The 16,999-nt window shown below is 62.2% G+C and carries 14 protein-coding genes and 3 pseudogenes; 7 read left to right on the top strand and 10 right to left on the bottom strand.

What is annotated here, in order from left to right:
• Positions 1-29: 29 nt before the first annotated feature.
• The 5 genes and pseudogenes from ABIF91_RS28665 to ABIF91_RS28645 form a co-directional block, all read right to left on the bottom strand.
• A pseudogene (locus ABIF91_RS28665) lies at positions 30-1,210 on the bottom strand (acetyl-CoA C-acyltransferase).
• Between the two features lie 51 nt (positions 1,211-1,261).
• Positions 1,262-2,392, bottom strand: coding sequence for an acyl-CoA dehydrogenase family protein (locus ABIF91_RS28660; protein ID WP_028179913.1), 1,131 nt, complete (start codon positions 2,390-2,392; stop codon positions 1,262-1,264).
• A 21-nt stretch (positions 2,393-2,413) separates the two neighbouring features.
• A complete protein-coding gene (locus ABIF91_RS28655) occupies positions 2,414-3,595 on the bottom strand; it encodes an acyl-CoA dehydrogenase family protein (protein WP_028179912.1) in 1,182 nt (393 codons plus the stop codon).
• 15 nt (positions 3,596-3,610) lie between these two features.
• The gene (locus ABIF91_RS28650; RefSeq protein ID WP_028179911.1) at positions 3,611-4,348 is read right to left on the bottom strand and encodes an SDR family oxidoreductase; all 738 of its coding nucleotides are present in this window, start codon (positions 4,346-4,348) and stop codon (positions 3,611-3,613) included.
• Between the two features lie 13 nt (positions 4,349-4,361).
• Positions 4,362-5,948 (bottom strand): class I adenylate-forming enzyme family protein, encoded by a 1,587-nt coding sequence (locus ABIF91_RS28645; RefSeq protein WP_424579519.1) that lies wholly within the window; start codon positions 5,946-5,948, stop codon positions 4,362-4,364.
• 226 nt (positions 5,949-6,174) lie between these two features.
• Here ABIF91_RS28645 and ABIF91_RS28640 point away from each other — a divergent pair, with 226 nt between their 5' ends.
• A complete protein-coding gene (locus tag ABIF91_RS28640; RefSeq protein WP_028179909.1) occupies positions 6,175-6,918 on the top strand; it encodes an SDR family NAD(P)-dependent oxidoreductase in 744 nt (247 codons plus the stop codon).
• 1 nt (position 6,919) lies between these two features.
• Positions 6,920-7,603: a glutathione S-transferase family protein gene (locus ABIF91_RS28635; protein ID WP_028179908.1), complete on the top strand. Its 684-nt coding sequence runs from the start codon at positions 6,920-6,922 to the stop codon at positions 7,601-7,603.
• Between the two features lie 21 nt (positions 7,604-7,624).
• Here the strand turns inward: ABIF91_RS28635 and ABIF91_RS28630 are convergent, their stop codons facing one another.
• Positions 7,625-8,824 (bottom strand): CaiB/BaiF CoA transferase family protein, encoded by a 1,200-nt coding sequence (locus ABIF91_RS28630; RefSeq protein WP_028179907.1) that lies wholly within the window; start codon positions 8,822-8,824, stop codon positions 7,625-7,627.
• 75 nt (positions 8,825-8,899) lie between these two features.
• A complete protein-coding gene (locus tag ABIF91_RS28625; RefSeq protein ID WP_028179906.1) occupies positions 8,900-9,532 on the bottom strand; it encodes a 2-hydroxychromene-2-carboxylate isomerase in 633 nt (210 codons plus the stop codon).
• A 239-nt stretch (positions 9,533-9,771) separates the two neighbouring features.
• Here ABIF91_RS28625 and ABIF91_RS28620 point away from each other — a divergent pair, with 239 nt between their 5' ends.
• The gene (locus ABIF91_RS28620; protein WP_028179905.1) at positions 9,772-10,281 is read left to right on the top strand and encodes a winged helix-turn-helix transcriptional regulator; all 510 of its coding nucleotides are present in this window, start codon (positions 9,772-9,774) and stop codon (positions 10,279-10,281) included.
• A gap of 1,146 nt (positions 10,282-11,427) precedes the next feature.
• Here ABIF91_RS28620 and ABIF91_RS28615 read toward each other — a convergent pair.
• Positions 11,428-11,622: pseudogene (locus ABIF91_RS28615) on the bottom strand (integrase core domain-containing protein); the annotation flags it as partial.
• Positions 11,623-11,712: 90 nt separating this feature from the next.
• Here ABIF91_RS28615 and tnpA point away from each other — a divergent pair.
• From tnpA to ABIF91_RS28595, 4 genes are read left to right on the top strand one after another with little or no spacing between them, the layout of a single operon-like run.
• Positions 11,713-12,135: an IS66-like element accessory protein TnpA gene (gene tnpA / locus ABIF91_RS28610; RefSeq protein WP_424578819.1), complete on the top strand. Its 423-nt coding sequence runs from the start codon at positions 11,713-11,715 to the stop codon at positions 12,133-12,135.
• Positions 12,132-12,488, top strand: a complete 357-nt coding sequence (tnpB, locus tag ABIF91_RS28605) for an IS66 family insertion sequence element accessory protein TnpB (RefSeq protein WP_018273742.1) — start codon at positions 12,132-12,134, stop codon at positions 12,486-12,488. The genes tnpA and tnpB overlap by 4 nt, the downstream gene beginning before the upstream one ends.
• Positions 12,489-12,538: 50 nt before the next feature.
• Complete coding sequence (tnpC, locus tag ABIF91_RS28600; RefSeq protein ID WP_035681142.1) at positions 12,539-14,089, top strand: IS66 family transposase; 1,551 nt, start codon at positions 12,539-12,541, stop codon at positions 14,087-14,089.
• Positions 14,086-14,736, top strand: coding sequence for a UPF0149 family protein (locus ABIF91_RS28595; RefSeq protein WP_063712394.1), 651 nt, complete (start codon positions 14,086-14,088; stop codon positions 14,734-14,736). Before tnpC ends, ABIF91_RS28595 begins: the two co-directional genes overlap by 4 nt.
• A 43-nt stretch (positions 14,737-14,779) precedes the next feature.
• Here ABIF91_RS28595 and ABIF91_RS28590 read toward each other — a convergent pair.
• Together ABIF91_RS28590 and ABIF91_RS28585 are read right to left on the bottom strand one after the other, a co-directional pair.
• Positions 14,780-15,589 (bottom strand): annotated as a pseudogene (locus ABIF91_RS28590) (IS701 family transposase); the annotation flags it as partial.
• Positions 15,585-16,714, bottom strand: a protein-coding gene (locus ABIF91_RS28585) for an IS3-like element ISRj2 family transposase (RefSeq protein WP_424578686.1) whose coding sequence is annotated in 2 segments (ribosomal slippage) — positions 15,585-16,456 and positions 16,456-16,714 — 1,131 coding nt in all. Because the reading frame shifts where the segments join, the coding sequence is not laid out codon by codon here. The pseudogene ABIF91_RS28590 and the gene ABIF91_RS28585, both read right to left, overlap by 5 nt.
• Between the last annotated feature and the right edge of the window lie 285 nt (positions 16,715-16,999).

Raw genomic sequence — 16,999 nt, 5'->3', positions numbered from 1 at the left:
TACGGTTTTAAAGGGCCGATTGTTATGCGTCAGTGGACAATCTCGAGAAGACCGGCAGCGCCCATGCCGCCGCCCACGCACGACGGCGTATTTGGCCTTGCGCCGGCGTCCTTCGATCAGGGCGTGACCGGTCAGCCGCGCGCCGGTCATCCCATAGGGATGGCCGACCGCGATCGAGCCGCCGTTGACGTTGAGCTTCTCGGGGTCGATGCCGAGCTTGTCGCGGCAATAGATCACCTGCACCGCAAAGGCCTCGTTCAACTCCCAGAGATCGATATCGTCGATCTTGAGCCCGTGACGCTTGAGCAGCCTCGGCACGGCATAAACCGGTCCCACGCCCATCTCGTCCGGCTCGCAGCCCGCCGCGACAAAGCCGCGGAAGATGCCGAGCGGCTTCAAGCCCTTCCGCGTCGCCAGTTTGTCGCTCATGATGACGGCGGCGCTGGCGCCGTCGGAGAGCTGGCTGGCATTGCCACCGGTGATGGTGAAGCCCGCTCCCTTGGCCGGCTTGACGTTGGCGAGGCCGTCGGCGGTCGTGTCGGGGCGCGGACCCTCGTCGGTCGACAGCGTGACTTCGCGGTAGGATACCGCACCGGTCGCCTTGTCGGTGACGGCCATCGTCGTCTTGATCGGCGCGAGTTCGTCGTTGAAACGACCGCCCTGCTGCGCCGACGCCGTGCGGCGCTGGCTTTCGAGGCTGTATTCGTCCTGGCGCTCGCGCGAGATGTCATAACGCTTGGCGACGATCTCGGCCGTATCCAGCATCGCCATGTAGGCGTCGCCCTTCATGGCGAGCAGTTCGGGATCGACCGCGTGAAACATGTTCATCTGGTTGTTCTGCACCAGGCTGATCGACTCGCCGCCGCCGCCAACAGCGACTTCGACGCCGTCTAAAATCACCGACCGCGCCGCCAGCGCAATCGCCTGCAGGCCCGACGCGCATTGGCGATCGATGGTCGTGCCGGCGACACCGACCGGCAACCCGGCGCGCAACAGCGCCTTGCGGGCGATGTTGGTGCCTGTCGTGCCCTGCTGCATGGCGCAGCCCATCACTACATCCTCAACTTCCGCGCCCTCAATCTTCGCGCGCGACACGGCCCGCCGAGATCGCATGTCCCAACAGGGTAGCGCCCTCGGTGTGGTTGAGCGCGCCCTTGTAGGCCTTGCCGATCGGGGTGCGGGCGGTCGAGACGATCACAGCTTCAGTCATCGCTATTCCTTTCGTTGGATACGACAGTTTGATTGCCGCCCCAAATGAACTTCAGCTCTGCTGCGCGTATCGCATCAGATGATAGGCAGGGTCGCCGAACTGGATGTTGATGGAGCTGATCCGCTTGAAGTAGTGGCCGACGTCGAGTTCGTCACTCATCCCCATGCCGCCGTGCAGTTGCACGGCCTGCTCCGCGATGAAGCGCGCGGCGTAGCCGACCTTCGACTTGGCGCCGGACGCCAGCTTCGATCCGTTCGGCTCCCGCGCCGCCAGGCTCAAATTGAGGTGCTGCGTGAGCGAGACCGACTCTTCCAGAGCGATGAACATGTCGACCATGCGATGCTGCAACACCTGAAACGTCCCAAGCGCCGTGCCGAACTGCTTGCGCACCTTGCTGTATTCGAGCGTGGTCGAATTCAGCACCGACATCGCCCCGACCGCTTCCGCGCAGAGCGCCGCGATCGCGCGGTCGCGGCAGGCTTCGAGTACGGCGACACCTTCGCCTTCGGCGCCCAGCATCTGGCTGGCCGGCACCCGGACATCCCCAAGCGTCAGTTCGGCGGCGCGCCGGCCGTCGATGGTCTTGAAGCTCTGCAAATGCAGATTGGGCGAATGGCGATCGATGACGAACAAGCTGACGCCGGCGCGGTCCCGCGGGCCGCCGGAGGTGCGCGCCGAGACGATCAGTCTGTCGGCCCATGGCGCGCCGATGACCGCCGCCTTTGCCCCATTAAGAACGAAATCATCGCCCTCGCGTTGCGCCGTCGTCGCGACGTTGTTGAAGTCATAACGCGACTTTCCCTCGGCCCAAGCCAACGTCCAAATCGCGCTGCCGTCCATGATCTCGCGCAGGAATGCCTGCCGCTGTTCGGAAGAACCGGCCTCTTCGATCAGGCCGCCCGCGAGCACGACGGTCTCAAAATAGGGTTCGACCACCAGGCTGCGGCCGAACTCCTGCATCACGATCATGGTCGCCAGCGAGCCGCCGCCAAGACCGCCGGAACTCTCCTGAAACGGCGCCGCGCACAGGCCAAGCTCGGCAAAGGCGCTCCAGTGCTTGCGGCTCCAGCCTTCGTCGGTCGCAACGATCTTACGGCGCTCGTCGAAATCGTACTGCTCGCGCAGGAAGCGCTGAATGCTCGACCGAAGCAGTTCCTGTTCTTCTGTCAACTGGATGTCCATCCGATGCCCCGTGCGATGTGGTCAGAGACCGAGAACGACTTTGGCAATGATGTTGCGCTGGATTTCGTTCGATCCCCCGTAAATGCTGAGCTTGCGGGAGTTCAGATATTTCTCCGATGCCGTGTGTCCGTAGTCAGGCCCCGGCATGAAGCGGTTGGCACTAACGGGATGTTCGCGGATAGCGAGGCCGTAGTTGCCGATCGCCTGATGCGTCAGGTCGGTAATGCGCTGGAAGATTTCGGTGCCGCGGATCTTGAACAGCGACGCCGCCGGTCCCGGATCGATGCCGCGCGCCATTTGCGCGACGATCCGAAGTTCAGTGGCCTCCAGGGCCAGCACATCGAGCTCGACGCGCGCGATTTCCTTGGTGAACTCCGCGAACACCGGGTCGTCCTCACTGACCTCGGTCTTCACGATGCGCTTGAGACGTTCCAGGTAACGCGTCGAGCGGCCGATCCCGGCCATGCTGGTGCGCTCGTTGCCGAGCAGAAACTTTGCGTAGGTCCAGCCTTTGTTTTCCTCGCCGATCAGGTTTTCCGCAGGAACATGCACGTCTTCGAAGAAGACGTCATTCACTTCATGCGAGCCATCGATGGTGATGATGGGCCGCACGGTGACACCGGGGGATTTCATGTCGATCAGCAGGAACGAGATGCCGGACTGCGCCTTGGCCGATGGATCGGTCCGCACCAGGCAGAAGATCCAGTCGGCATGCTGAGCCAACGTGGTCCAGGTCTTGTGCCCGTTGACGATGTAGTGGTTGCCGTCTCGCACGGCCTTCGTGCGGAGCGACGCAAGGTCGGAGCCGGATCCCGGCTCCGAATAGCCCTGGCACCACCAATCCTCGCCCGAGAGGATTCGCGGCAAAAACTTCTGCTTCTGCTTCTCGTTGCCGAAAGTATAGATAACAGGCCCGACCATGGTGACGCTGAACGCCAGCGGCGGCAGCGTTCCGGCCCGGGAGGTCTCCTGCTCGAAGATGAAACGCTCGGTGATCGACCAGCCGGGTCCGCCGTATTCCTTAGGCCAGAGCGGCGCGATCCAGCCCTTCTTATGCAGGATCCGGTGCCAGAGCAGCATCTGCTCCTTGGAAAGGTCGGTCTCCGGATTGGGAACGCGCATCTCCGCCGGATAGTTTTCCGCGATGAAGGCGCGCACCTCGTCGCGAAACGCAGCCTCCTCGCTGGAAAGGTTGAGCTCCATTGCCAGACGCTCCCGCTACCACTTCTCGCCGAACGGGCGAATCTCCAGCTCGAACGTCCAGGCGCTCTTGGGCTGCTGATAGAGCAGCCAATAGGATTCCGCGACCGATGATGGCGGCATCAAGAGATCGGGATCATCGAGCGCATTGGGGCCGAGCGCTTCGATCCGCCGCTGCCGCACCCATTCGGTATCGACGCCGGAATCGATGATGAGATGGGCCACGTGAATATTCTTCGGGCCAAGTTCGCGCGCGGTTGCTTGCGCCACGGCGCGCAGGCCGAACTTCGCGCTGGCAAACGCCGCATATCCGGTGCCGCCGCGCAGGCTCGCGGTTGCTCCCGTGAAGAAGATGTTGCCCTTGCCGCGCGGCAGCATCAACCGCGCCGCCTCGCGGCCGGCGAGGAAGCCGGAATAGCAGGCCATTTCCCAGACCTTGCGGAACACGCGCTCGGTCGTATCCAGAATCGGGAAGTTGACGTTGGCGCCGATGTTGAAGATGCAGACTTCGAGCGGCGCGTGCTTGTCGGCGTCGTTGAGGAAGGAGACGATCTCCTCCTCCTTGCGCGCGTCGAGCGAGCGGCCATGAATTTCGCCGCCCGCCTTTTCGATCTCCTGGACGAGCGGTTCGAGCTTGCCGCCATTCCGGCGTCCGGCGAACACCGTAAAACCTTCGGCGGCGAACTTCTTGGCGATCTCACCGCCGATATAGTCGCCGGCGCCGATCACGGCCACGGTTGCGTTTCTCTTCTGCAAGATGTTCTCCCGGTCAGGTTAGATATGTTGCCGGCGCCAAGGCGGCTTCACCGGCCAGCGACTCCGCGAGCTTGTGCTTGAGGATCTTGCCGGTCGAGGTGGCCGGCAGGGCATCGAGGACGATGATTTCAGACGGCCGTTTGTAGGAAGTGAGCTGACATCGGACGAATTCCATCAGATCGTCCCGCGTCGTACACGACCCCGGCAATAGCTGTACAAAGGCGACAACCTCCTCGTTGCCATCGGCGGCGCGGCCGACGACCGCTGATTGCACGACATCTTTGTGCGAGCTGAGCACCGCCTCGATTTCGGCCGGATAGACGTTGAAGCCGGAACGGATGATCATTTCCTTGGTGCGGCCTACGATGTAGAGGCAGTCGCCATCGAAGCGCGCAAGGTCGCCGGTATTGAACCAGCCCTCGCTGTCGATCACTTTAGCGGTCAGCTCCGGGGCCCGATAGTAGCCGAGCATCACGTTGCGGCCGCGGACGTGCAGTTCACCGACCTCGCCGCGCGTCGTCGGAATGCCGTCGATCGTTCGCACCCGGGCCTCGACGCCCGGCAGCAGCGTGCCGACGGCCTGATCGGCGCGCGGAGCGTCGAAACGCACGCCAGCGATTCCCGGCGAACATTCGGTGATGCCGTAGCCGTTAAGCAGCGGCAGACCGAATTCCTGCTCCACGCGCGACTTTAGGTTCAGGTCGAGCGGTGCACCGGCCACCGCAATCAGGCGCAGCTTTCCGCGGGCGAACTGCTGCGCGCCGGATATACTCTTGTATTCCAGCAGACGCTGGTACGTGGCGGGCACACCGTTGAGGATGGTCACGCCCTCCTCCGCGATCGCTTTTGCGGTCGCGGCCGGATCGTACTTGCTGACCATCCGCACCGTGCCGCCGACCATCAGCGTCATGATCAGGAGCGAGATGCCGACGATGTGGGAGATCGGCAGGACCAGATAGATCTTGTCACCCTCGGTCATCTTGCGGAAATGCGCGGTGGTCCTGGCGCTGATCAGGAGATTGCCATGCGACAGCATCACGCCCTTCGGCGTTCCCGTCGTCCCTGATGTGTAGATCAGGACCGCAACCTGTTTGGCGGGATCGGCCACGACAGGCTCGACGGCGGCGCTCTCGTTGAGCGGGCCGACGCCGATCTCGGCAAGCGGACCCACCTGTCGCCGCTCGGCGCCATAGCGCGCGGCATGCGCCGCCGCTTCCTTCGAAATGCCAGAGGTGAACAACATCCTGCGGGCGCCGCTGTGGCCGCGGATCTGGTCGAGTTCACGCGCCGACAGCCTCGGATTGGCAACGATGGCCCAGGCGTCGAGTTTGCTCGCCGCCAGCAGCAAGGCCGCCAGCGCGATACAGTTCTCGCTGACGATGATCATGCGGTCGCCGGGCCGGATTCCCAGCGACGACAGCACGGTGGCGGTTTCAGTGACGCGCTGATTCAATTCGCCGTAGGTCCAGAAAGCGCCGTCCTCGACCAGCGCGATCCGATCCGGCGCTTTTGCAACCTGTCTTGCCGGCGCGTCATGGATGCGGCGCGGCAAGTCGACAATGATCTCGTCGAGGCTGATCGTTTCTGAAAGCTTCGCCACGACTGACCTCCCGACCATTTGTAGGCCGCCTGTGCGGCGCACATATTCGATGTGCAGTTAGAGTTCTTTTTTGGAACGTGTCAATCTCTATTTCGATACGCCCCTCTCGGAAAGGAACAACTATGCTTGTATCGCAATACTCGGAATTTTGAAAACCGCATTTACAAGGAGGCCACCAGCCGCTACGAATATAGTACCAAATAAGAACTTACAATGGAGGGACAGAATGGCGGAGAGCCGTGGCGTGGCGATATTGGTGGGCGCGGGCGACGCTATCGGCGCGGCGGTCGCGCGGCGGTTTGCCACCGGCGGCTATACCGTCTGCATCTGCAGGCGCGATGCCGCCAAGTCCCAGGGGCTAGTGGACGAGCTCACGGCCGCGGGTCACAAGATCCATGCTTTCAGCGTCGATGCCCGTCAGGAAGCCGAAGTGCAGAAGCTGTTTGCCGATGTCGAAAGCAACATCGGGCCGATCGAAGTCTGCCTCTATAACGCCGGCTCGAACGTCAACAAGTCACTGCTCGACACCACCGAGAAGCTTTTCTTCAAGGCCTGGGAACTCGCCTGCTTCGGCGGCTTCCTGGTCGGGCGCGAAGCCGCGCGCGTGATGCTGCCGCGCGGACGCGGCACCATCTTCTTTACGGGTGCGACCGCCAGCGTACGCGGGGGCAAGGGATTTGCGGCGTTCTCGTCGGCGAAGTTCGGTTTGCGCGCGGTGGCGCAGGCGATGGCGCGCGAACTGGGGCCGAAGAACATTCACGTCGTGCACCTCCTGATCGACGCCGGCGTCGACAGCGCGGCGATCCATCAGCGCATGAAGGCCGCCAAGGGCATCGAGGCCAGCGACATTCCCGCCGACAGCCTGACCAAGACCTCCTCCATCGCCGAGGCCTACTGGTTCGCCCACCAGCAGAGCCGCGACGGCTGGACCCACGAGCTCGATCTGCGCCCGTCCGTGGAGAAGTGGTAACATGAGCGCAGCACCTGACCTCACCTTGTGGGGCGTCGGAACCAGCCGCACGATTCGTCCGCATTGGGCCATGCACGAACTCGGCCTCGCCTATACGACAAAGCCGATCGGACCGCGCACCGGCGAGACCAAGACCGCCGAATACACCAAACTCAACCCGCGCCAGAAGGTGCCGCTGCTGCAGGATGGCGACTTCGCCATCGGCGAGAGCGCCGCGATCGTGGCCTACCTGTCGCGGATGTATTCGACCAAGGAACGCTCGCTGATTCCGGAAGCTCCGCGCGACTATGCGGCGTGGCTGGAATGGTGCTTCTTTATCGTCGCCGAGCTGGATTCAACCAGCCTTTACGTGATGCGCCGGCATCGGGCTGACGCGCTCGGGCCGATCTACGGAATTGCGCCCGAAGTCGTCGCCCAGGCCGGCGAGTACTTTCGCCAGCAGTTACGCCATGTCGAGGTCGCGCTTGGCGATGGCAGGCAATTCCTGATGGGCGACAAGTTCACCAGCGCCGACATCCTGCTGACGACATGCCTGGATTGGGCCATCTTGTACGGCGTTGGTATCTGCGACAACGCAAAGCCCTATCTCGAACGCATCCAGGCGCGGGACGCCTATCAGCTCGCCAAGAAGGCCAACGTGCCGCTGGCGCCGATCACGCCGGTGCCCGCACCGGCGAAAGCTTAGCAGCCGCTCGCGCGAGGCGGCCTAAACCGCCACGCGCACGCTGCGCTCGGCCACCATCTTGTCGATGGCGCCGTCGTCGTAACCCAGATCGCGCAACACCTCGCGCGAGTGCTCGCCGACGCGCGGAGCCGGCCCGCCGATCGCGGCCGGATTGACCTCGAAGCGCGCCGCCGGCTTTGGCTGCCGCACCCGCCCGACCTTCGGCTGGTCGAACTCGGCGATGATGTCGCGAGCGACCACCTGCTCGTTGTGGATGATCTCGCCCCGCCGAAGAATCGGCGCGCAGGGAACGTCGGCGGCATCGAGCCGCTCCAGCCATTCGGCCGTGGTGTGCTGCCCGATATACTCCGCCATCTTGTTGATGCGTGCAGTGGCATTGACGGAACGCGCCGACGGAGTCGCAAAGCGCGGATCCTTGGCCAGTTCCGGATCGCCGGAGGCTCGGCAGAATCCCTGCCATTCCGAATCCGAAATCGTGCCGGCAGTGATGTAGCCGTCGCTGGTCTTGAACACGAGATCGGGCCGGTCGTTGGGATCGGCGGCGGTGGCTTCCTTGCCGACCACCGTGTACTGCATCATGCCTTCCGGCCACAGATACGAGATCATCGTATCAAGCATCGCGACCTGGATGTGATCGCCCTGCCCGGTCTTCTCGCGGGCGTAGAGTGCTGCCGCCACCGCCTGCGCGGTGAACACCGCGGTAGTCTTGTCACAGACGATGGTACGGATCATCTGCGGACGGTTGGTCACCGGCTGCGACTGGATGTCGGCAAAGCCCGACAGGCCCTGGATGATCGGATCGTAAACCCGCTTCTTGACATAAGGTCCGCTGTCGCCGACGCCGCTGATCGAGACATAGATCAGGCGCGGATGGCGCTGACGCAACTCGTCGACGCCGAGGCCGAGGCGCTCCATGGTGCCGGGCCGGAAATTCTGCACGAGCACATCGGCCTGCGCCACCAGCTTGGCCAATACCTCGCTGCCGGCGTCGCTCTTGACGTCGATCGACAGCGAACGCTTGCCGCGGTTTGACGAGATGAACAGCGCGGAGAACTCGCCGTCCTTGTCGATCGTGGCGCGGCTGCGGCGGGTGATATCGCCGCCGATCGGCTCGATCTTCAGCACGTCGGCGCCCTGATCGGCCAGAAACATGGTCGCGAACGGACCCGACACCACGCCGGTGAGATCGAGAACGCGAACGCCGCTGAGTGGGCCAGGCATGGGTATTCTTCCTGAATTTTTGCTTTGTTATGGGGCCGACCGCGTCGGACGAGACACTCGCCCGGCCCTACACGTCTAGGCCGACTTCGAAACCGGCTGGCTGGTCTGCTCGACGAGCGATTCCTCGACATCGCGAAGCTGGTCCTTACCGAAGAACATTTCCTTGCCGACGAAGAACGTCGGCGAACCGAACGATCCACGATTGACGGCGTCGGTGGTCCGGTCGATCAGCCCCTTCTTGACGTCGTCCTGCTGGGCGCGTGCGATCAGCCGGTCGATGTCGATACCGGAGGAGATGAACGCCTGCCGGAAGATCTCGAGGTCGTCCATCTTCTTCGGCTCTTCCCACATGTGATGGTAGGCGGCGCGGAAATAAGGTTCGAACACGCCCTCGAACTGGGCCGCGACGGCGCCGCGCATCAGCATCAGCGTGTTGATCGGAAAGAACGGATTGGAATGGAACTTGGTGGCGTTATGACGCCGGATGAAGCGCTGGGTCTCCAGCGCATTGTACTCCGGCTTGTTCTTGATGCCGCGGAGCGAGTCGAACGGCGACATGTTGCCGGTCGCCTTGAAGATGCCGCCGAGCAGCACCGGGACATAATCGAACTTTACGCCGGTGCGGCGTTCGATGCCGGGAAGCGCCAGCTCCGCCAGGTAGGCGTTCGGGCTGCCGAAATCGAAGTGGAATTCAACTTTCAGGGACATGTCGGCTCCTCCCGCAGCGCGAAGTGAATGGCCGGGCCGATCGCCCGTGAGGCGGCAGCAGGCTACAACTCGTTCATACAGTTCTAAAATCGCACTGTCAAATCCATGCGGAATTCTGCTAGTTTGAGCCGATCGCCGGGGTATTGTTTGGAATCTAGTACCTATCTAGAATGGTAGCCAGGGCTACGGTTTCCTGGGATGATTCGAGGGAATGGTCGCCGAACGACCGGAGGGCAGGAATGAAGTGGGACGAACTTGAGGAAGAAGCGTGTTCGATGGCTCGCACCATCGGCGTGATCGGCGACCGCTGGACGCTGATGATCCTCCGGGAATGTTTTCTGCGCACGCGGCGCTTCGAGGGTTTTCAATCGGCGCTCGGTATCACCCGCCATCTGCTCGCCGAACGGCTGAAGAAGCTGGTTCGCCAAGGCGTCCTGCGCCGCATTCCCTATCAGGAAGCCCCCAAACGGCACGAATACATCCTAACGCAGAAGGGCCTCGACCTCTATCCGATCATGATGGCGATCGTGCACTGGGGCGACGTCCATATGGTCGACGTGCGCGGACGCCCCCTGCTGCATCAACATCGAAAGTGCGGCAAGATGTTCGATCCCGTGATGGTATGCTCGGAATGCGGCGAGCGACTTTCGGCCAAAGAGGTACATGTACATCCGGGTCCGGGCGCGCGAGCCCCTTTAGAGAAAGCCCATCTCGACAAGAAGACGAAGGCCCGCAAGCGCGCAGCATGATCCCGCGCCTCCAAGACCCCTGCGGATTATGAATCGCTTTGCCACCGCTTAAGTTCGGTCAAATATTCAGATGGAAACCACCCCAAGGGGGCTGGCAAATGTGCATAGTTCACGGAGCCGACGATCAAGAGGGCCGACAGTTGCGGCGCGGTCGCGCCTGCAACAGCTTGGCTAGGCTCATTCGCTTCTCGAAAAGGATTGCCGGCGCTTCACATTATCGAGAGCCAGCCGAGCGAAAGCTCAAAAAAACACCGTTTGGAAAACCGTTTTAGTTCGGTCGTCTCAAACGGTCTTTCTCGCTAAGGTCTTGATTTATATGGTGGGCGCACCAGGGCTCGAACCTGGGACCCGCTGATTAAGAGGCGTATGATTCCCCAGTAAAATCAATGGCTATTCCGACAAACATGTCTTCAAACCTGCATTGAATCCCCAACAGGTTTTACCCTTGTCGGAATGGCCCGATAGCGCGTTCAGATCGTGAACCACGGAGCGCTGCATCGGCCGACGGCGAAGCCGACCGGTCTCCTGGGCGTGACACGTTGGGCAGCTGATGCATTCGCAAGACAGCGGCCTCGATGACGTGCGGCGGCGTTCTACGGTATAAACATTCGAACCGTAGGTCGAGGGCTCATTTTTTGACCTTACGCAGACGTCGCGTATGAGACTTTGAATGCCAGCAGCGCTTCACTCCGTCATTTGGGCCGCCCTAGCCGCAACCCCAAGCGGACATGCCAGCAATCACAGCCAGCCAAAACGCGGAAAACGTCCGAGGCGCCCTAACTCCGCTGATACTTTGAGTTTTCTTGGGGATTGAGCTTACCTGCTGCGTGTAGATCAGAGCTTTAGGTTCATAGTCTCTCCTTCTTGGAAGCGGAGAATGCGGGTTGACCCAACTAACAGTAGTCATCAGTAACTGCAACAGCGTGGATCGTGCCGAAATTAGCGTGCTGAAAGGCACGCTGAACATCAAATATGGACCCAACGGCCTTGGCAAAAGCACAGAGCTGGCCCCGGTTGTTTGGACAGCGCCCCGCTGGATTTAAGTGGATTCCTGCCGGGTTATGCTGAACGCGGGGCTTTACGGTTTTGTCGTTGCGTCGGGAGGGCGTAGCCCGACCAGAGCGACGACAAAACCGTCGGCGACGGTCATGCGGCCATCACCATAGCTTGCGTGCCGAAGTAAGCCTCGTCGGGCGTGCGCCCGTCAAGGCTCGAGTGAGGGCGTCCCTGATTGTAGAAGGCCAGATACTTGGCAATTGACGCTCGCGCCTCGGACACGCTGTCGTAGGCGCGGAGATATACTTCTTCGTATTTGACCGTGCGCCAGAGCCGCTCGACAAACGATAGCGGTACGACGACCCCACCTCGTTTAGGTGGACGGGATGAGCGAGACTCGCGCGTGGATTTGACAACGCGAGGGACGCTCGTTCCATGCATCAAGACAGACATCAAGACGGGCATGATGCCGCCTCCTATCAGCGGATCGAGGTGATCACAGGGGAGAGGCGACGGCGCAGTTGGAGCGATGCGGAGAAGGCGCGGATCGTGGCCGAGAGTGCCGATCCGGAGACGAGCATTTCCGAGGTGGCTCGACGCAACGGGGTGAACCGGGGACTGCTCAGTGTGTGGCGGCGCCAGGCGCGGCTCGCGTCGAGCGAAGCGCCGCAGTTCGTGCAAGTCAGGCTCCAGGCCGCCGTCGAGGCGCAGCCGAACGCGATCGATAAGGCGCATGTTCTGACGGATCCGGCCGAGCGGATCGAGGTGATGATCGCGGGCGCGACGGTGCGCGTGCCCGTCGGCGTCGACGCCGCGACGCTGGAGCGCGTGCTGGCGGCGGTGAGATCGACGCGATGATCTCTTTCGGTCCAATGGTCCGTGTGTTCGTCGCGACGCAGCCGATTGACTTTCGTAAAGGCGTTCATGGCCTTGTCGCGCTGGTAGCGGAGGGATTAGGCGGCAAGCCCTACAGCGGTGACGTTTATGTCTTCCGATCGAAGCGATCGGATCGTTTGAAGCTACTGGTTTTTGACGGCTCGGGAATGGTTCTAGCGACGAAGTGGCTGGAGAATGGGGGCTTTGCCTGGCCACCTGTTCGCGAGGGTACGATGCCGGTGACGGGGGCGCAACTGGCGATGCTGATTGAAGGTCTTGCGGAGTGGTCGCGTGTGGTCCCGAAGGTGACGAAGCGGCCGACGAAGGTTGCCTGAAGCGTCTTGTTTTGCTGGCGATTGCGAGTGCGTTCGTGTAGCTCTGCGATATGGCGCTTCGCCCCGAAGATCTCCCCTCTGACCCTGCGGCTCTTGCCGAGATGGTGCTGGCTTTCGAAGGCGAGAACGATGATCTGCGCGCAGAGATCGCCACGTTGAAGAGCCTGATCTTCGGCGCACGATCGGAGCGCGCGGCGATCGTCTGCGCCGAACAGATCGCGTTTGATCTGGAACGGACCGCCGGCTCACAGCTCCCGGCCAATGACGACAAACCGGACGCGCCGCGGCCGGAGCGGCGCAAAGCGAAGCGCAACATCGGCGCGCTGCCGGCGCATCTGCCTCGGGTCGAGCGGGTGATCGAGCCGGCGTCCACGCTGTGCCCGTGCTGCACGGGTCAGATGCATCGGATCGGCGAGGAGAGCAGCGAAGCGCTCGATCGGGTTCCCGCGTGGCTGCGCGTGCTCCGCACGATCCGTCCAAAATACGCCTGCCGCTCCTGTGAGGGCCCGATTGTCCAGGCCCCGGCACCGGCGCGGCTCGTCGAGGGCGGCATGGCAACGACGGCGCTGATCGCGCATATCGCCGCGGCCAAATATGCCTGGCAATCGACGCTCTATCGCCAGACGCAGATCCTGGCGGGTCAGGGTGTCGTCGTCGACCGTCAGACGCTGGCGCGCTGGATGGGGAGCGCGGCGTGGCTGGTCAGGGGCCTCTACGATCTGCAACTGAAGACTATGCACGGCTTCGAGCGGCTGTTCTGCGACGAGACGCCGATGCCAGTGCTCGATCCGGGACGCGGCCGCACGAGGATCTGCCAGTTCTGGGCGCACGCGACGGACGATCGGGCGTGGAAGGGGCCGGCGCCGCCGGCGGTCGCCTACGTGTTCGCAGGTGGTCGCGGCAAAAAGGAGATCGTGGCGCAGTTAGCCGGCTTCGAAGGCGTGCTGCAAGTCGACGGCTATGCCGCCTACGCCTCGCTGGCGGGCGATGCGATGATGTCGGGCCAGATCCAGCTGGCGTATTGTCTCGTTCACGCGCGCCGCAACTTCGTGAGGGTGCACAAGACGACGAACTCACCCTTCGCCGCGGAGGTCATCGAGCGCATTGCGGCCGTCTACGCGATCGAGGAGAGGATCCGCGGTCTCGATGCTGGGGAACGCCGCGCGACGCGACAGGCCGAGACGAAGCCGCTGATGGAGGCGTTGAGGGCCCGTCTGATCGCGGTGAAGGACGGGATCTCCCGCCGCTCGACGCTCATCAAGGCGATCGACTACATGCTCGAACGCTGGCAGGGCCTGACGACGTTCCTGGATGACGGGCGGCTCGAGCCGGACACCAACACGGTCGAACGATCGATCAGGCCAATTGCGATCGGAAAAAAGAACTCGTTGTTCAGTGGTGACGAAGGCGGGGGCGAGACCTGGGCGATACTCGCTTCGCTTCTTAACACAGCGAAATTGAATGGCCTCGACCCCGAGGCGTATCTCGTCGACGTTCTCGATCGCATGGTGAGCGGCGCCACGAAGACCAACCAGCTTCACGAACTTCTGGCCTGGAACTGGAAGGCCGCACGCGAAGCCGAAAAGCGGGCCGTGGCATGACGAAGCCGAAGCAAGGGCGGGGAACGCGAAAAGCACGCAAGACGACGATGGCGGACTATGCCATGTCGTTCGAACGGCTCGGGCAATGGATCAGCAAGCGCGCCAGGTCGCCGACGCTTCGGCATCCGCGGGCGACGTCGCTCTCCATGCTCGATGGCGCGGTGGCCGCGGTCGTCGCCGGGCCGGTCTCGATGGCGTCCGAGGAATGGGTGTGCCCGCTCCTCGGCGTAGATCCCGACGCCTTCAATCACGACACCGAGGAGTTCTCGGCAATCGCCGCCACGCTGATGCGCCACAACGCTATCAGCGAGACGCTGTCGACGAGACCGGAGAGCTTCGAGCCGCTGTTCGTGCGATCACCGGACGGCGAAGTCGACCCGCAGCCCTGGTGCATGGGCTTCTACGCCGTCATGAAGCTTCGGCTTCTCGTCTGGTCGCGGCTTCTCCCCCCGAATGGAACCGAACACCTTATGCTGCGGCCGATCTTGGTCCATTGCATCGACGACGCCGGTCGACCCTTGCTACCCCCGGCCCGGCGCACGCTGGGAACGCAGCCCATCATCCAAAACGCCTGGCGCAACATTCCAGCAACCGTCGAGGCCCTCCGGCAGTTCTGGATGCCTATACGCTTCAAGCGCGGTGCGTAGGCCGTCCGCACCAAGTCCGTGGCTCCGTGGGCCTCTCGTACCGTTTACCTTTGAGCCGACCTTTCGTCCCGCTACGCCAACTCACGGTTTTCCATTTGGCGCTGGCCAGCATTTGTTCTGCCGCAATCGATAAGATATCGGGCACGTGGTGCTTTCGTGGTTTGCCACGGACTTTGGTGATCGGCCAAATGAGCTTCACATCGACGGGATACACTTTCTGGTGCCGAGGGATACCGACCGCCCAGGCCAGCCCGCGCTCTGTTAGCCCTTGTCGAAACGGTGCGCTGAGGCCGTATCCTGCATCCGCCAGCACACATCCAAAGCGCATGTTGGCTGCCATCGCGCGGTCAATCTCGGCCAAAGCGATCTCCGGCTTGGACCGTGGCGTTCGGTGTTCGATTGGCACGCGAGCGCGCTTCAAACGGGGCATGTCGCTTGTCCAGCTGTCAGGCAGAAAGAGACGTAACGCGACCATCACTGGCACTTCGCCGCGCGCAAGCGTTAAAGACACCAGCGTTTGGCAATTTGCAGTTTTACCGAGAGCCGATGCGTATTGCGCCGCAACACCGACCGATCGCTCACCCTTCTTCGGCAGTGAGGTGTCATCAATAACCAGCACCGCATCCCTGCCGCCGACGAGTCGGTCCGCCTGGTTGAGCAGCTCTGTCTCCAGCGGCGTCGCGTCCCAGACACCGTCGGCAAAGAGCTGGCCCCGGTTGTTTGGACAGCGCCCCGCTGGATTTAAGTGGATTCCTGCCGGGTTATGCTGAACGCGGGGCTTTACGGTTTTGTCGTTGCGTCGGGAGGGCGTAGCCCGACCAGAGCGACGACAAAACCGTCGGCGACGGTCATGCGGCCATCACCATAGCTTGCGTGCCGAAGTAAGCCTCGTCGGGCGTGCGCCCGTCAAGGCTCGAGTGAGGGCGTCCCTGATTGTAGAAGGCCAGATACTTGGCAATTGACGCTCGCGCCTCGGACACGCTGTCGTAGGCGCGGAGATATACTTCTTCGTATTTGACCGTGCGCCAGAGCCGCTCGACAAACACGTTGTCGCGCCAGGCGCCCTTGCCGTCCATGCTGATGGCGATCTTCGCGTCCAGCAGCACATCGGTGAACTCGAGGCTGGTGAACTGGCTGCCCTGATCCGTGTTGAAAATCTCGGGCCTGCCGTGCTTCGCCAACGCCTCCTGGACCGCTTCGACGCAGAAGGCCGCCTCCATTGTGATCGAGACGCGATGGGCCAGGACCCGTCGGCTGAACACATCGACGACCGCCGCGAGATAGACGAAGCCACGCCGCATCGGAATGTAGGTGATGTCCATTGCCCACGCATGGTCGGGCCGCTCGATCTTCAATCCGCGCAACAGGTACGGGTAGATCTTGTGACCCGGAGCCGGCTTGCTCGTGTTCGGGCGACGATAGACCGCCTCGATCCCCATGCGCTTCATCAGCGTCGCGATGTGGCGGCGACCGGCGTATACGCCCTCCCGCCGCAGCAACGATCGCAGCATACGCGCTCCCGCGAAGGGATAATCGAGATGCAGCTCATCGAGCCGACGCATCAAGGCAAGGTCCTCGGCCGAAACTGGCCGAGGTTCATAGTAGACCGTGCTGCGAGCCAGCTTCAGGACCTTCGCCTGGCGCACGATAGAAAGATCATGATCGCGGTCGATCATCGCTTTGCGCTCAGCAGGCCCGCCTTGGTGAGCGCGCCGGACACAAAATCGTTTTCCAACGCCAGCTCGCCGATCTTGGCATGTAACGCCTTCAAATCGACCGGCGTCTCGGCCGATGTCTTGTCATGCCCAAACACGCCGGCGGCGCCTTCCAGGAGCTGGTTTTTCCAGATCGTGATCTGGTTCGGATGAACATCAAACAGTTGCGCCAGCTCCGCCAGTGTCTTGTCGCCTTTGACCGCAGCCAAAGCAACCTTCGCCTTGAATGCCGGAGAATGCGTCCGGCGGCTCTTCTTCGTCATCTTCGCTCCTGATTCGCAGCAAGAATCCTCGCCGCTGTCAGGCAGAAAATCCACTCAAGCTACTGTCCGAATTTGCGGGGCCAGCTCTCTTCAACACCGTAGACGAGTTGGCGCTAGGAACGAGCCGCTGATTAAGAGGCACGCTACCACCGTTGTTTTCTCAGGAGAAATCTTCCAACTGAATCAAAATCCGATCGTTTGAGATCAATAGCTTACAGAAGGAAATCCAACCACCAGAGACGTGGTGGTTGGCAGATCGAGACAGTCGAAACGTCGGTTCGAGTC

This window comes from Bradyrhizobium sp. USDA 241, from assembly GCF_049739505.1.
Taxonomy (GTDB): Bacteria; Pseudomonadota; Alphaproteobacteria; order Rhizobiales; family Xanthobacteraceae; genus Bradyrhizobium; species Bradyrhizobium liaoningense.
Note: the sequence above shows the minus strand (reverse complement) of the source record. Positions and strands in the feature narration are given on the sequence as shown.

What these genes read in the sequence shown, in the direction of transcription:
- ABIF91_RS28660 (WP_028179913.1), bottom strand. Translation starts at nt 2,392, where the DNA reads ATGGACATCCAGTTGACAGAAGAACAGGAACTGCTTCGGTCGAGCATT.
- ABIF91_RS28655 (WP_028179912.1), bottom strand. Translation starts at nt 3,595, where the DNA reads ATGGAGCTCAACCTTTCCAGCGAGGAGGCTGCGTTTCGCGACGAGGTG.
- ABIF91_RS28640 (WP_028179909.1), top strand. Translation starts at nt 6,175, where the DNA reads ATGGCGGAGAGCCGTGGCGTGGCGATATTGGTGGGCGCGGGCGACGCT.
- ABIF91_RS28635 (WP_028179908.1), top strand. Translation starts at nt 6,920, where the DNA reads ATGAGCGCAGCACCTGACCTCACCTTGTGGGGCGTCGGAACCAGCCGC.
- ABIF91_RS28630 (WP_028179907.1), bottom strand. Translation starts at nt 8,824, where the DNA reads ATGCCTGGCCCACTCAGCGGCGTTCGCGTTCTCGATCTCACCGGCGTG.
- ABIF91_RS28625 (WP_028179906.1), bottom strand. Translation starts at nt 9,532, where the DNA reads ATGTCCCTGAAAGTTGAATTCCACTTCGATTTCGGCAGCCCGAACGCC.
- ABIF91_RS28620 (WP_028179905.1), top strand. Translation starts at nt 9,772, where the DNA reads ATGAAGTGGGACGAACTTGAGGAAGAAGCGTGTTCGATGGCTCGCACC.
- tnpA (WP_424578819.1), top strand. Translation starts at nt 11,713, where the DNA reads ATGCATCAAGACAGACATCAAGACGGGCATGATGCCGCCTCCTATCAG.
- tnpB (WP_018273742.1), top strand. Translation starts at nt 12,132, where the DNA reads ATGATCTCTTTCGGTCCAATGGTCCGTGTGTTCGTCGCGACGCAGCCG.
- tnpC (WP_035681142.1), top strand. Translation starts at nt 12,539, where the DNA reads ATGGCGCTTCGCCCCGAAGATCTCCCCTCTGACCCTGCGGCTCTTGCC.
- ABIF91_RS28595 (WP_063712394.1), top strand. Translation starts at nt 14,086, where the DNA reads ATGACGAAGCCGAAGCAAGGGCGGGGAACGCGAAAAGCACGCAAGACG.